The sequence below is a fragment of the Chitinophaga eiseniae genome (genome assembly GCF_012641265.1).
GTDB lineage: Bacteria > Bacteroidota > Bacteroidia > Chitinophagales > Chitinophagaceae > Chitinophaga > Chitinophaga eiseniae_A.
The window spans coordinates 1,536,972-1,550,390 of the sequence record NZ_JABAHZ010000001.1; the positions used below are offsets into that span (position 1 = coordinate 1,536,972).

12 protein-coding genes are annotated in these 13,419 nt (G+C 48.1%); 6 read left to right on the forward strand and 6 right to left on the reverse strand.

All coding sequences use genetic code 11. The features are described 5' to 3' along the window. Window positions 1-41: 41 nt before the first annotated feature. From HGH91_RS06060 to hmpA, 4 genes are all read left to right on the forward strand, one after another. Entirely contained in the window at window positions 42-3,119 is a 3,078-nt protein-coding gene (locus HGH91_RS06060; protein ID WP_168737523.1) for a SusC/RagA family TonB-linked outer membrane protein, read from the forward strand. 21 nt (window positions 3,120-3,140) lie between these two features. After that, entirely contained in the window at window positions 3,141-4,667 is a 1,527-nt protein-coding gene (locus tag HGH91_RS06065; RefSeq protein WP_168737524.1) for a RagB/SusD family nutrient uptake outer membrane protein, read from the forward strand. 155 nt (window positions 4,668-4,822) lie between these two features. Then, window positions 4,823-5,260, forward strand: coding sequence for an RrF2 family transcriptional regulator (locus HGH91_RS06070; RefSeq protein WP_168737525.1), 438 nt, complete (start codon window positions 4,823-4,825; stop codon window positions 5,258-5,260). A 56-nt stretch (window positions 5,261-5,316) separates the two neighbouring features. Further along, the gene (gene hmpA, locus HGH91_RS06075) at window positions 5,317-6,516 is read left to right on the forward strand and encodes an NO-inducible flavohemoprotein (protein WP_168737526.1); all 1,200 of its coding nucleotides are present in this window, start codon (window positions 5,317-5,319) and stop codon (window positions 6,514-6,516) included. Window positions 6,517-6,578: 62 nt separating this feature from the next. Here hmpA and HGH91_RS06080 read toward each other — a convergent pair whose 3' ends face one another. Together HGH91_RS06080 and HGH91_RS06085 are read right to left on the reverse strand one after the other, a co-directional pair. Beyond that, window positions 6,579-7,007, reverse strand: a complete 429-nt coding sequence (locus HGH91_RS06080; RefSeq protein ID WP_168737527.1) for a hypothetical protein — start codon at window positions 7,005-7,007, stop codon at window positions 6,579-6,581. Window positions 7,008-7,158: 151 nt separating this feature from the next. Beyond that, window positions 7,159-7,596 carry a hypothetical protein gene (locus HGH91_RS06085; protein ID WP_168737528.1) on the reverse strand — a complete coding sequence of 146 codons (438 nt, stop codon included), beginning with the start codon at window positions 7,594-7,596 and terminating at the stop codon, window positions 7,159-7,161. A 147-nt stretch (window positions 7,597-7,743) separates the two neighbouring features. Here HGH91_RS06085 and HGH91_RS06090 point away from each other — a divergent pair, with 147 nt between their 5' ends. Then, window positions 7,744-8,097 (forward strand): DUF2200 domain-containing protein, encoded by a 354-nt coding sequence (locus HGH91_RS06090; RefSeq protein ID WP_168737529.1) that lies wholly within the window; start codon window positions 7,744-7,746, stop codon window positions 8,095-8,097. Window positions 8,098-8,102: 5 nt separating this feature from the next. Here HGH91_RS06090 and HGH91_RS06095 read toward each other — a convergent pair whose 3' ends face one another. Continuing rightward, window positions 8,103-8,822: a Crp/Fnr family transcriptional regulator gene (locus HGH91_RS06095; protein WP_168737530.1), complete on the reverse strand. Its 720-nt coding sequence runs from the start codon at window positions 8,820-8,822 to the stop codon at window positions 8,103-8,105. A 206-nt stretch (window positions 8,823-9,028) separates the two neighbouring features. On the opposite strand from HGH91_RS06095, the gene HGH91_RS06100 reads away from it, so the two are divergent. Continuing rightward, entirely contained in the window at window positions 9,029-10,678 is a 1,650-nt protein-coding gene (locus tag HGH91_RS06100; RefSeq protein ID WP_168737531.1) for a SulP family inorganic anion transporter, read from the forward strand. Between the two features lie 34 nt (window positions 10,679-10,712). Here HGH91_RS06100 and HGH91_RS06105 read toward each other — a convergent pair whose 3' ends face one another. From HGH91_RS06105 to HGH91_RS06115, 3 genes are read right to left on the reverse strand one after another with little or no spacing between them, the layout of a single operon-like run. After that, entirely contained in the window at window positions 10,713-12,014 is a 1,302-nt protein-coding gene (locus HGH91_RS06105) for a polymer-forming cytoskeletal protein (protein WP_168737532.1), read from the reverse strand. A gap of 21 nt (window positions 12,015-12,035) precedes the next feature. Next, window positions 12,036-12,503 carry a hypothetical protein gene (locus HGH91_RS06110; protein WP_168737533.1) on the reverse strand — a complete coding sequence of 156 codons (468 nt, stop codon included), beginning with the start codon at window positions 12,501-12,503 and terminating at the stop codon, window positions 12,036-12,038. A 54-nt stretch (window positions 12,504-12,557) separates the two neighbouring features. Beyond that, window positions 12,558-13,394, reverse strand: coding sequence for a hypothetical protein (locus HGH91_RS06115; protein WP_168737534.1), 837 nt, complete (start codon window positions 13,392-13,394; stop codon window positions 12,558-12,560). Window positions 13,395-13,419 lie beyond the last annotated feature (25 nt).

A 13,419-nucleotide genomic window follows, 5' to 3' on the forward strand; every position in this document is an offset into this window, starting at 1 on the left:
TAAAAGCATCAACTAAAGTCTGACATTTTAAAAATTCCCGTATGAAAAATTACACTGGGGTGAGCATTTCACCACCTGCCTGGTACAGGCATGCGTTCCTTGTTGTTCTTATCTTATCCAGCTTTGCAGCCCATGCACAAAAGAAAGTGACCGGTAAGGTGATCGAAGAAGCGACTACCCAACCCGTTATTATGGCGTCTATCCAGATTAAGGGCACCACGCGGGGCACGGTGACGGACGACAAAGGACAGTTTTCACTTACCGTAAAAGACGGCGATAAACTGCTGGTATCTTCCATGGAATTTGAGTCTACGGAAATTACAGTGGGCGCCGAAAGTACGCTGAACATCCGGCTTAAGCGCAGCACTGCCGGGCTCAACGAGGTAGTTGTTATCGGTTATGGTACCGTTAAGAAAAAAGATCTCACCGGGTCTATCGCCTCACTGAAAGCGGCCGACCTTAAAACGGAAGGCGTCAGCAATGTGGGCAGAGCGCTGCAAGGTAAACTACCGGGAGTAACCGTAGAATCGGCCGGCGGCGATCCGGGAGCCGGCACCCGCATCCTGATACGGGGCGTGGGCACATTAGGCAATGCCACGCCACTTTACCTGGTTGACGGCGTACCGGTAGCAGGTATCAACAACATTGCACCGGGCGATATCGAATCGATGGACGTATTGAAAGATGCCTCTGCTGCAGCTATCTACGGATCGCGGGCGGCCAACGGCGTCGTATTGGTAACCACTAAAACCGGCAAGCCCGGCAAGGCGGTCATCCAGTTTAGCACCAACTTCGGCCGGCAGAAAATTGACCATCCCTGGGACGTGTTAAATGCGTCGGAATGGGCCACCGTCAGCAACGCAGCGCATGACGCGGCCAACCTGCCGCGGCTGGCCATCGCAGCTAATCCATCGCAACTAGGAGCAGGCACCAACTGGCAGGACGCCATTTACAGAACAGCGATGATTCAACAGTACCAGCTCACCATGAGCGGCGGCAGCGAAACATCGCGCTTCAGCGTATCGGGCAACTACAACAAACAGGATGGCATTGTAGATGTAACAGGATACAGCCGGTACGGCGCCCGCGTAAAATCAGAAACCACCAAAGGCATCCTGAAAGTAGGTGAAACGGTATTGCTTTCCCGTGAAAAATGGATACGCATGCCCGGTGGCTGGGGCGGACAGGGAGGAAATGCAGTAGGCTCCGCGGCTAAAATGATCCCGGTATTCCAGATTTACGACAGCACAGCGGTTGGAGGATATGCCGGCGCTACCGGTCCGGTAGTGAATGTAGCAAACCCCGTTGCACAGCTGCACCTGGAAGATATCAGCTACGAAGTGACGTCTATCCTTGCCAATGCGTTTGCAGAAGTATCTATCCTTCCTTCTCTGAAATATAAATTCAATCTCGGTTATACCAGCTCCTTCGGTAACACCGACGACTATGCGAGACGATACAATGTAGGCTCCCTCTTTTCACATCCAACAAATGATTTAAGCCAGTCGAAAGACCGCAATCTCCTGGTGTTAGCTGAAAACACGCTCAATTTCACCAAAGATTTCGGCAAACACAGCATACAGGCCCTGGCAGGTTACTCTTACCAGAAAACAACGTACAACTACTGGCTGGCCAGCAAAACAAATCTTCCGGATGGCTTAAAAGAACTGGATGCCGCTTCCGGTACGGCCAACGTAGCCGGCAACAGTACGGTGAGCACCCTGTTGTCTGTACTGGGCCGCGTCATCTACTCTTATGATAACCGCTACCTGCTCACTGCCAGTTTCCGCCGCGATGGTTCCTCCCGGTTTGGAGCGGGCAACAGGTATGGTAACTTCCCTTCCATTGCAGCAGGTTGGAATATCTCCAATGAAAAGTTCTGGACGGTGTCTCCCCGCATTATATCTGCCTTGAAGTTACGGGGTAGCTATGGTATACTCGGCAACCAGGAAATCGGCGACTATCAATACAGCGCGGCGATTTCCTCCAATATCAACTACGTTACCGGGGCGGATCAACAAAAGTGGTTTGGCGCTATTCAAACCGCCTTTGCATCTCCCAATATCAAATGGGAAAATACGGAGACTGTGAACATCGGAACAGACATCAGTTTCCTGAATGGCAAATTGAATGTTACCGCCGATTACTTCCGGAAAAACACGACCGATGTATTGTTGAATGTGCCGATTCCCGGCTCTACCGGCTCTTCTACTAACCCGGTTATCAATGCAGGCACCATCCAGAATAAAGGTTTTGAACTGGGATTGAATCATACTAATACGGTAGGCGTGCTAACTTATAGCGTAACAGGTACTTTTTCTGCCATTAAGAATAAAGTGATAGCACTGGGTACTGGTTCGCAGCAAATTTTTGGCGGACAGCCCACCCACCATGGCGCCTCCACTACCCTCACGCAGGCCGGTGGCGAAATTGCCGGCTTCTATCTCATCAAATCATTGGGTATCTTCCAATCGCAAGCTGAAATAGATGCCTATAAAGATAAAGATGGCAAGTTAATTCAGCCTAATGCGGCGCCAGGGGATATCAAATTCCTGGATGCCAATGGCGATGGGATTATCAGCAATTCCGACCGTGTTAACTGCGGCAGTCCTTTCCCGAATTTTGAGTACGGCGTAGGCGTAAATCTGAAGGCTTATAATTTCGATCTCAACATCTTCATGCAGGGAACACACGGGAATAAGATCTATAACGGGTTGCGCCAGGACCTGGAAGGGATGAACCTTGAGTTCAACTACAGTCGCGCTACCCTCAATGCCTGGACGCCGCAGAACACGCATACCAATATTCCAAGAGCGGTGATCAACGACCCGAATTTCAATGATCAGACCTCCTCCCGCTTCCTGGAAGATGGTTCGTATTTCCGGATGAAAACATTACAACTCGGGTATACCATTCCTGAAAACCTGGTACAACGCATGAGAATTACCAGTTTGAGGGCTTACCTGAGTGCCGACAACCTCTTTACCATCACAAAATACAGCGGGTCTAACCCGGATATCGGCAGGACAGGCAGCATCCTTGAGCGCGGTGTTGATTACGGCCATGTGGCCTATCCTCTTGCGAGAGTGCTTTCTATCGGTTTACAACTGACACTGTAATTTTTTAAAATGATGAAACGTATGAAAAAGATATTGATTTCGGTCGCAGCTACACTGGCGTTCGCCGGTTGTTCGCGCGATACGTTGCAACTTACTAACCCGAACCAGATCACGACAGAAACTTTCTGGAAAAATGAAGATGATGTTAAAAGCGCCATGGCAGCCACCTATGGGCTATTCAAAAATGTAGACGGCGGTTACTGGGGCGTACGTGGCGTAGAACTATCCAATGGGCGTGGTGATGATTTCTTCATCCGTAATGATGTAAGTTATCTCTACCAGTTATCTACTTTCACCAATACGCCGGATAACTCCGCGGCTACCAATGTGTTTAACATCTCGTACCGGGCTATTTTCCGTGCTAACCAGATTATGGAGAACATTGATAAAGCCGGGCTCACGGATCAGAAAAAGAAGGTTTACATCGCTGAGGCTAAATTTATCCGCGGGTTGAATTATTTCATCCTGGTTAGCAACTTTGGAGATGTGCCGATACGTACCCGTGTGCCCGCCAAGAAAGAGGATTACTTCGTTGCTAAATCTCCTGAAGCTGATGTTTGGGCGCAAATTGTAAAAGACTTCACCGAAGCGGCTGCCGACCTTCCGCCTACGCGCGACCCATCGGAAGCAGGCCGGGCTACCAAAGGATCTGCGCTGGGCTTCCTGGGAAAATCGTATGTGTATATGAAAAGCTGGGCCAATGCAGAAACAGCACTCAAACAGCTTACCACTGCTCCTTTCAACTATAGTCTCACTACCGACTATGGCGATAACTTCACCGCTGCCAAAAAGAATAACAGCGAGTCTGTATTTGAAATACAGCTGGCCGATGTGGGTGGTACGAACCCATGGGCGGGTGAAAACGCCAATGAAGCGCTGGGTGTAACTACCGCGCAGGAGTTTGCGCCGTCGGAGGTAGCCGGTTGGTTTGAGGTAAGTCCTACCGATAAACTTTTCAACGAATTCCAGAAAGAAAAAACCGTGGCGCTGGAACTGGATCCCCGCATGTACGCCACACTGATCTGGGACTATCCCGGTGCGGTCTTCTACCGGAAACCGTTCAGCGCATTTACATTGCAGTTTGGTTATAAGTCGATGTTCAAAAAATACCAGAATTACCTGCAGGCCAATGAACTGTCGGGCAGCAGCGGTGCTGCCGATTATGCTTCCAGCAATAATGAGCGGGCATTAAGGTATGCGGATATTGAACTGTTGCTGGCGGAGGCCCTGGTGATGCAAAGCAAAACTACTGAAGCCTATCCGTGGTTACAGGCTGTAAGAACAAGAGCTAAACTTGGTCCATTGGCCAACGGTCTTTCCAAAGACGCGATGATGGCGGAAATACGGCACCAACGCATGCTTGAATTTGCCCGTGAAGGCCAACGGTTCTACGATCTTAAAAGATGGGGGCTACTCCAGCAGGAGTTCACCAACAGTGATAAAGTAGGGCGCCAGTTTTTCGTGCCTGCGAAACACGACTACTTCCCGGTTCCACAGGCGGAATTAAATGCCAATCCTGCCATGGTGCAAAATCAATACTGGAAATAACAAATAAACCATACCTGGTAAAAGGGTGCTCCGTTAAATCCGGAGTGCCCTTTTTATTGCCATTCAGGATCGACTCTCATCCGAATAAAAGATATTTTTGTCTTTTATCATTCCCGTCTTATCTTTGTGCCGTCATTAAATCTTCAGGCAGTTATATGGCCATCTTTTCAAAAACATGCGAATATGCCATGCGCGCGGTTTTCTACGTAGCGCAGCGGTCCCATGAAGGCTACAAGGTGGGTATTAAAGAAATTGCCGGGCATATTAATTCTCCTGAGCCTTTCCTGGCTAAGATACTTCAGCAACTCAGCCGGGATGGGGTGATCCTGTCTACCAAAGGCCCTAACGGCGGCTTTTACTTTGATGCTGCTTCCTTAAATCGGCCGCTGGCGGATGTGGTGACGGCGGTTGACGGCGATGAGATATTTACAGGATGCGGACTGGGGCTCACCTATTGTTCCGAGAGCAATCCCTGCCCCCTACATGAAGAGTTTAAGAAAGTGAGAAACCAGCTCACGCACATGCTGCATACAACCACTATAGGGAAATTCAACCTGGGCCTGATTAAGGGAAAGTTTACGCTGAACAAATAGTTTTTTTTATAAAAATAAAGGACAAAAATGTCTTTTATTAATAAAAGTGATATAAGATGACACAGGAACAGAAACAGCTCGTAACCGCTACGGTGCCAGTGCTCAGGGAGCATGGAGTATTATTGACCACTCATTTTTATAACCGCATGTTTACGCACAACCCGGAGCTAAAGCATGTGTTCAACATGGGCAACCAGCAGAACGGGAAACAACAGACAGCCCTGGCAATGGCCGTACTCGCCTATGCCGAGCACATTGAAAACCCGGCAGTACTGATGCCGGTGGTAAACAGCATCGGGCATAAACATACCAGCCTGGATATCCGCCCGGAGCACTACGCTATTGTTGGGAATCATTTACTGGCTTCTATCTCCGAAGTACTGGGAGATGCCGCCACGCCGGAGCTGATGGATGCCTGGGCAGCGGCCTATCAGCAACTGGCCGCTATCATGACAGGTCATGAGCAAGGTCTTTACGCAAAACAGGTAAGTAAAAATGCGGGATGGACCGGCTGGAAACCTTTTATCGTACAACAGAAAGTAAAAGAATCGTCCGAAATCACTTCCTTCTACCTCTACCCTGCCGATGGTGGCGCGGTAGCGGACTTCCTGCCGGGGCAATATATCAGCCTCCGGTTGTTCCTGCCGGAGCTGAACCTCCTGCAGCCCCGTCAGTACAGTATTTCCTGCGCGCCCAACGGTAAATACTATCGTATTTCCGTGAAAAGAGAAGCTGGAGCCGTTCACCCGGATGGCCTGATCTCTAACCGCTTGCACGATCATATCCAGGAAGGAGATCGGGTAGAATTATCAGCGCCTGCCGGCACTTTTACTTTGAATGAAAACACTTCCCGTCCGAAAGTATTCATCAGCGGCGGCGTAGGTCAGACCCCACTGATGGCCATGCTGGAAGCACTTACCGGCGCACCCGCCAATACACCGATCACCTGGGTACATGGATGCCGCAACGAAGCGGTGCATGCATTCAAAAACCAGCTAAATGAGTTAGCTGATACTTACTCCCAGCTGAATCATCATATTTTCTACGATCAGCCGGAAGTACCTGCACAGCATACCGGCTGGGTAGATCTTGCTGCAATCAGAGAAGACGTATTGCAAGCCGATGCGGATTATTATATCTGCGGCCCTGCGCCTTTTATCGCCAGGCACTACGGTTTCCTGGTAGAAAACGGCGTGGATACCGGGTCGATTCACTTTGAAGAATTTGGGCCTGCGTCATTGCAGTTGAATAACTAAGTGTAACATCAACAAGGGGGACATTAGCGTCCCCCTTATTTGCGTATATACATCAAAGAGGGTTACTTGCATGGCCCATTAACAACCACTGTTTTCCCGGTTTGTAAGCTCTGCTTCAATGCAAGCTGCACCATTTGCACCACATGTTGCCGCCGCTCGTCAGTGGATGCTGTTACCAGGTTACCCTCCATGTCAATATCTGCGATAACGTTATTACCAGCCACATTATTTGTTGTTATTTTCCAGTTGCGGCCACCGCCGCTAATAACACCAAATACTTCCAAAAATATGGTCCCTTCTGTAATCCTGAAGGGTGGCACTTCCCATATAACAGGGAATGTCAGTTTTGTAATCGCATTTTCGGCGTCGCTCAAATTATCTGACGATGGCGTTGCGGCATGCAGAATATCACCTGTAATGGTATTCGTTACGGCACACTGAGGGTCATTAAATGCCTGTAGCGGTGCAGTGGGTTGCATTTTCTCATTCATGGCAAAATTTTTATTGGTTATTTTGAAAAAGGGTATCCGGTATCTTGAGGCACGTTGATACTACGATAATGGGTGTAACCTACACAAACGAATTTCACGAAAAATAGTTCATCGGTGGAGAAAGTTTACCAAAATCTCCCGTAATGCACTTTTAGAACAATTGCCCCGGAGAGCCTTTGACTTTTAAGGTACGATACCCCACATAATATACCTGGAGTTCCTTCAGCGCGGAAGATGTATTTACCTCAAACCGCCCCTGGGCGTCTGTGTCAATGGTTTCATCGCTACCATTCTTCCTTTTCAACTTAATCCGAGCGCCCCGAAGCAGCTCATTAGTTTCTACATCTTGTACAATACCCGCTGCTTTTTGTCCATCGATATCTTTCAGGGTCAGCCTTATTTCTCTCTGAACGACACAACCATCCCTGCCGGCAATGCCATACTGAGGGAAGCGGTCAATTATTAACTGGTTGCAATCCTTCCCATTATAAAATAGTGTTGCGTATTTGCCTTTTTCCTGCGCCGCACCGGCTAAGGAACCCGATAAGGCAATAACGAGTACAGTCAGCGATCTTAAAAAGGGAAGCATTTTAATTCTTTTAATTTAAGATATTGAATTTCTATGATAGCTGCATGATTTCTATTCGAAACAAAATTGCCTATTTTTGCCAGGAAGAACAGTGCCGGGGTTTTGGCCCATTTATTTCAACCTATCACTGCTGTAAAAAAAATTATCATGAATCACAACGAGCGCGTTTACAAAATGATCTTTGCCAGTGTATATCCGTTATATATACAAAAAGTGGAAAGAAAAGGGCGTACCAAAGCGGAAGTAGATGAAATTATATATTGGCTGACAGGCTATAACCAGCAGACATTACAACAAAAAATTGACGATAAAAGCGATTTCGAAACCTTCTTCGCCCAGGCGCCGCAGATGAATCCGAATGTTTCAAAAATCACCGGTGTCATTTGTGGTTACCGGGTAGAAGATATCGAAGATAAACTCATGCAACAGGTGCGCTATTTAGATAAGCTGGTGGATGAATTAGCTAAGGGAAAGGCCATGGAGAAGATTCTAAGGAAGTAAACTTATCAGGAAGACGCATTCATGTAACCGGAAAGATCGATTAGCTTTTTCACGTCATAGATAAATATTTTTCGTCCCTGCGTATCCAATATACCGAGTTTTTTAAATTCTGTTAAAGCCCGGACTACATTTTCGATCCCGGTACCTACTATACCTGCCAAATCGCTCCGTGACATGCCTATCTCTACCGGGTTCCCGGCGATAGTGCCTTCCTTGAATTTTTCCCGCAATACGATCAATGCAATGGCCAGCCGCTCTCTCACTGACTTTTGCGCAAACACCGAAATGCTGGTGGTCAGCACCGTAAATTCATGGCTTAACGTTTTGAGCAACTTTTGCGACAAGGTGGTTGAATGCTCCAGGGTGAGCAGGAAATCTTCTTTGGGTATGAATACAACAACGCTATTCTCCAACGCCGCGGCGGCATCAGGATACCGCTCTTCCGCCAGTACCGCGTGATACCCGATTAACTCCCCATTATTCGCTACGTAAATGATCTGTTCTTTTCCTTCCCTGTCTGTCCGGTACTTTTTTACTTTACCCTGTTTGATGAAAAAAATATCTTTGGGGAAAGTACCCTCTCTGAACAATACCTCGTTCTTATGGATGCGCTGTTCTGTTGCATGGGCAAATAGCTGATCGTGTTCTTCGGCCGGAAGATCATGTAATATGGACTGTGATTTAAAGTTCCATTTATCAATAGGGAAAAGGCCCTCTAAACTCATAAATAAACCAGTAAAGAAAAATTGACTTTTATCAATTTTTGAATTGAGAAATTGCAATGTAACGAACTTACAACAAAGGTACCTTTGCAGTATGAATATTACAACTATTTCACGCCCAGTGGTTCCCTTTACTATTCCCCTATCCCTGTGTGCTCCCGGAAATAATCAAACGCGGATCCACGGTCAGCAATAACCTCCGACACCTCATGTTTACGCCGAAATTATTTCAAACCTTAAGAACATATACCTGGGCACAATTGCTGAAAGATCTGCTTGCCGGCGTAATTGTGGGCATTGTGGCCCTGCCGCTGGCCATCGCCTTTGCCATTGCTTCGGGTGTTTCCCCGGAAAAAGGAATTTACACGGCCATCATAGCCGGCTTTATTATTTCTGCCTTTGGCGGTAGCCGCGTGCAGATAGGAGGACCTACCGGTGCCTTCATCGTTATTGTGTATGGAATTGTACAAACAAATGGTGTAAACGGGCTGATCATCGCCACCTTTATTGCGGGCGTATTGCTGATGCTGATGGGGTTTGCCCGCCTGGGAAGCGTAATCAAATATATTCCTCATCCATTGATAGTCGGGTTTACGACCGGGATCGCCGTTATCATCTTTTCTTCCCAGATAAAAGACTTCCTGGGCCTGCAAATGGGCGCCGTACCAGCCGATTTTATTGGTAAATGGGAATCGTATTTCCAACATATGCAAACCATTAACTGGTATGCGGCAGGCATTGCTGTTGTTACCATCCTCATATCCATATTCTTTCCCCGTATTACCCGGGCGGTACCCGGGTCATTGGTGGCCATCATTTTAACTACCTTCACCGTACAACTGTTACACTTACCTGTTGAAACCATTGGCAGCCGGTTTGGACATATTCCGTCCTCACTGCCCCTACCCGTTCTCCCGCCCCTGAATATGCATACGATCCGGGATGCCATTCAACCGGCCATCGCCATTGCGTTGCTGGGCGGGATAGAATCGCTGTTATCGGCCGTAGTGGCGGATGGCATGATAGGCGGTCACCACAAGAGCAATATGGAACTGGTAGCCCAGGGAGGAGCCAATATAGCGTCTGCCCTCTTTGGCGGCATCCCTGCAACGGGAGCCATTGCCCGCACTGCCACCAATGTAAAAAGTGGCGGCCGCACGCCGGTTGCCGGTATCATTCATGCCATTACCCTGCTGGTCATCCTGCTGCTGGTAGGCCAATGGGCCACTTTTATCCCCATGAGCTGCCTGTCAGGGATACTGGTGATCGTAGCTTACAATATGAGTGAATACGAAACTTTCTTCGACATTGCCCGTGGCTCCCGGAGCGATGCCGCCGTATTACTGACTACGTTTTTCCTGACTGTATTGTTTGATCTCACTATTGCCATCGAAGTAGGCATGGTACTGGCTACATTCCTCTTCATGCGCCGGATGATCCAGATCAGCGACGTAAATATCCTTTTAAAGGAAAACGACAAAACAGACGATCCACTGGCGGTCAACAAATTCAATATCCCGAAAGGTGTTGAAGTATTTGAACTCAACGGTCCCTTATTCTTTGGCGCCGCCTATAAGTTCAAGGATTCAATACAACTGATCGAGAAAAAGCCCAGCGTGCTTATTGTACGTATGCGCAATGTACCGGTGATTGACGCCACCGGCCTGCATACGATCAAAGATGTACTGCGTACCTGCGACAGAGCCCATATCCGCCTCATCATATCGGGACTGCAACCTGAAGTAAGGGAGTCGTTCAAGAAAAGCCGGTTGCTTTTCAGGATTGGGAAACGCTATGTAGTGGAGGATTTCCCGGCGGCATTGCAGGTAGCGAAGCAGGTGTTGGAAGAAGGGTGGTGATAGTGGTACTTCAGCGCGACACATTCCAGCCGTACTACAGCGGCGGCGTACTTAACCGCCCAATTTTCCGGGCAAACCGCTGATGAAGTGCCTCCCACATTTCCGCATATTCGGGCTTGTCATACCGCTGCTGCGCATAAGCATACGTAGCGGGCGACAAATGCCAATTGAATATATTCTCCAGGTACTTGATATCATCGGCCATTACCCGCTCCAGTACTTTCTGCTTTGATACGCCAGCTTGTTGACAGTACCGGTCCAGCCATGCGCCGCGACCACTCTTTACATACAGTACCAGCATATCTTCTGTAATAAAAACAAGGGGTACGTGTTCCATCTGCCAGTCATTATTTTTGATGACGGTGCATAACAGCGCGTGTTCGTATAGCCGTTCTGGTATATCATATTTCAGAATAGCGCCGTGTTCCGCGGCAATATAGCAGAGTTCCCGTGTGATCAGTTCAGGCGGCAGGTAACGCAACGCTTTCCCATCCCGTGTAGCTGCGGCGGTAGCCAGTTCGGCAGTGATGGCCCCTGGCGGGAAATACTGCAACGCCCCGATATAATAGGCCATGGCCTCGTGGCAAAGGTTGTTGGTACGCATTTCCATGGGCACCCGTTTCAGGTCGCGCCAGTTACGGCGTACTTTGGTGCGCCAATACTCGAGGGTCCTTTCCAGTGGCTGCACTACGCTTTCCCCGGCAGCCAGGTCGCGGCGAATTTCTTCTAAGTCGGTGGTCATGGGGTTACTGAGCAGCACCCGTAGATTATCGGAAATGACCGGATCACCATCTTCAGATTCTCCGCATTGATTGGCTTCGGGGCTTTCCGGATCGCGGTCGTTATAATAAAACTGGCTGATCTCCTTCCTGAAAGGCATGAGGTAATAATCCTCCACGATCATGATGGGCGCGGTAATCACACCATCGCATCGCATCCAGCCATGGTTATAGTGCAACATGATCATTTCATCAACCTTCACATTTCCCTCCACACGAACAGGTGAACCGCCAATTAAGAGATTACGGCAGGTGAGGTTGCCAGCCACATACAAGAATGGGCCATAGTCGCCTTCTTCATTGAGTATACCGCCGTCGACGGTGAGATGGCCGATTACCACGAATCCCAATGGTGGCCGGCCGTCGGGCATCTTATCCAGTTTATCGGTGTCGAGTATTAAGTCGCCCGCCAGGTGAAGGTCGCCCTTATGCACATAAAAGTAGCCATCCGTTCCAACCATATCCATGAAAGCTTCTTCACTCTCGAGCACTTTTATGTGTACCTGGTGCTGATTCAACGCCTGCTGAGCGGGAACAATCTGAAATTCTCTAAGCATCTTGCTAAGATCGGATAATTCTCAGAATACGTCAAGGATCACCGTACTCACTTTATTGAATGGAAAATTATCTCCGGCATTCTTGTGTAGTAACAACTTAGCCAGGGGGGTATAAGGAGATAGAAAAAATACGGGGCGACCATCAACCAGCTGCTTGCCTAATCCCGCTGCGATAAAAAACGATTGTTCTTCACATTGTACAAAGGCGCCGGTTTGAACAGTGGTGTAAATGACGTCGGCTTTTACTTCCTGTAACCTGGCCAGTTCTTTCATCGTTTCCGCCAGCTGCCGGGCATACATATCTTTCTCGAGATGCCCCATGGCTCTCCCGGTTTCGTATTTATCGCCGGCTGAACTTTTACTGTCGCTATTGGCGGCCTCCTGGGCGCTATCCATAGCCGCTTTGGTAACGGCAATACGATCTGATATAATATGCAGCCCTGCCTGTTTCAGATTGGCTTTAAAGGCGATCTTTTCCTCACTTGTCATGAATGGTGGATTGGACCGGGCAAGTTAAGCAAATTCTCCCACCAAACCAGTCTGCTACTTATTATACACGGGACTTCTCTTCAGCATATAAAACAGGGCATCATGATACGATCCTTCATTATTTAAAAAAGCCGTACGCCTGTTGGCAAATATCTTCTCATTTTGCTTATTAAAAATTCCCAGGGTCACTTCATTCTCATACTGGTTTTCAGTGGTGGTGTTGTTGGAGTTATCGTGCTGCTTTTTATTGTCTTCATACTTCGTGGTACTGCTGCTGGACGAGTTCACGCTTTCCTTTACGCTGCGGGATAAAGTACCCTGCAATACAAATTCCGCCCCTAATATCCTGCAAAGTTCATCGTAGGTATATCCCTTAATCGTATTGGCGTCGATACCTTTTCTGTACAATAACGCATTGGTGGTGGCAGGGTCCTGGAACTTATACGATCCGTTTCGTTTGCTCAGGTACAGGTAAGTATCATTCTGCAATTTCTCCCCTTTTTCTACCACCTGTTGCAAGGGTTCATTCATCGCGATATATTTAAACGGCAGAATAGCCACCAGACCGGGTTCGATGGGCCTACCATTGTCAACAGGCTCCTTGCCTGTGTTAGCAGATGGTGCGCTGATCACTTCTACTCTTCCGCTCGCAAAGGTAATTTTATTGATATCCGCCTTGTTCAGTTCATATACCAGCGTTTCCCCGGTATGAATAAATTTAATGGTGCTGGCACGCATTTCAGTGATCTTGCCATGCTTTTCTTCCCCATTGAGCATCAGTATCACATCTTCCTTACCTGGAGCCGTTTTGGCGGTTTGTGCTTTTAAAAAAGAAAAGGCGCTCAGCAATATCACTACAACCGTCACTAAACATTTCAATGCTTTGGTCATGATAAAAATATTAGGATTTTCAAAA

Coding starts and splice junctions, on each gene's coding strand:
- HGH91_RS06060 (WP_168737523.1), top strand. CDS start 42: ATGAAAAATTACACTGGGGTGAGCATTTCACCACCTGCCTGGTACAGG.
- HGH91_RS06065 (WP_168737524.1), top strand. CDS start 3,141: ATGAAAAAGATATTGATTTCGGTCGCAGCTACACTGGCGTTCGCCGGT.
- HGH91_RS06070 (WP_168737525.1), top strand. CDS start 4,823: ATGGCCATCTTTTCAAAAACATGCGAATATGCCATGCGCGCGGTTTTC.
- hmpA (WP_168737526.1), top strand. CDS start 5,317: ATGACACAGGAACAGAAACAGCTCGTAACCGCTACGGTGCCAGTGCTC.
- HGH91_RS06080 (WP_168737527.1), bottom strand. CDS start 7,007: ATGAATGAGAAAATGCAACCCACTGCACCGCTACAGGCATTTAATGAC.
- HGH91_RS06085 (WP_168737528.1), bottom strand. CDS start 7,596: ATGCTTCCCTTTTTAAGATCGCTGACTGTACTCGTTATTGCCTTATCG.
- HGH91_RS06090 (WP_168737529.1), top strand. CDS start 7,744: ATGAATCACAACGAGCGCGTTTACAAAATGATCTTTGCCAGTGTATAT.
- HGH91_RS06095 (WP_168737530.1), bottom strand. CDS start 8,822: ATGAGTTTAGAGGGCCTTTTCCCTATTGATAAATGGAACTTTAAATCA.
- HGH91_RS06100 (WP_168737531.1), top strand. CDS start 9,029: ATGTTTACGCCGAAATTATTTCAAACCTTAAGAACATATACCTGGGCA.
- HGH91_RS06105 (WP_168737532.1), bottom strand. CDS start 12,014: ATGCTTAGAGAATTTCAGATTGTTCCCGCTCAGCAGGCGTTGAATCAG.
- HGH91_RS06110 (WP_168737533.1), bottom strand. CDS start 12,503: ATGACAAGTGAGGAAAAGATCGCCTTTAAAGCCAATCTGAAACAGGCA.
- HGH91_RS06115 (WP_168737534.1), bottom strand. CDS start 13,394: ATGACCAAAGCATTGAAATGTTTAGTGACGGTTGTAGTGATATTGCTG.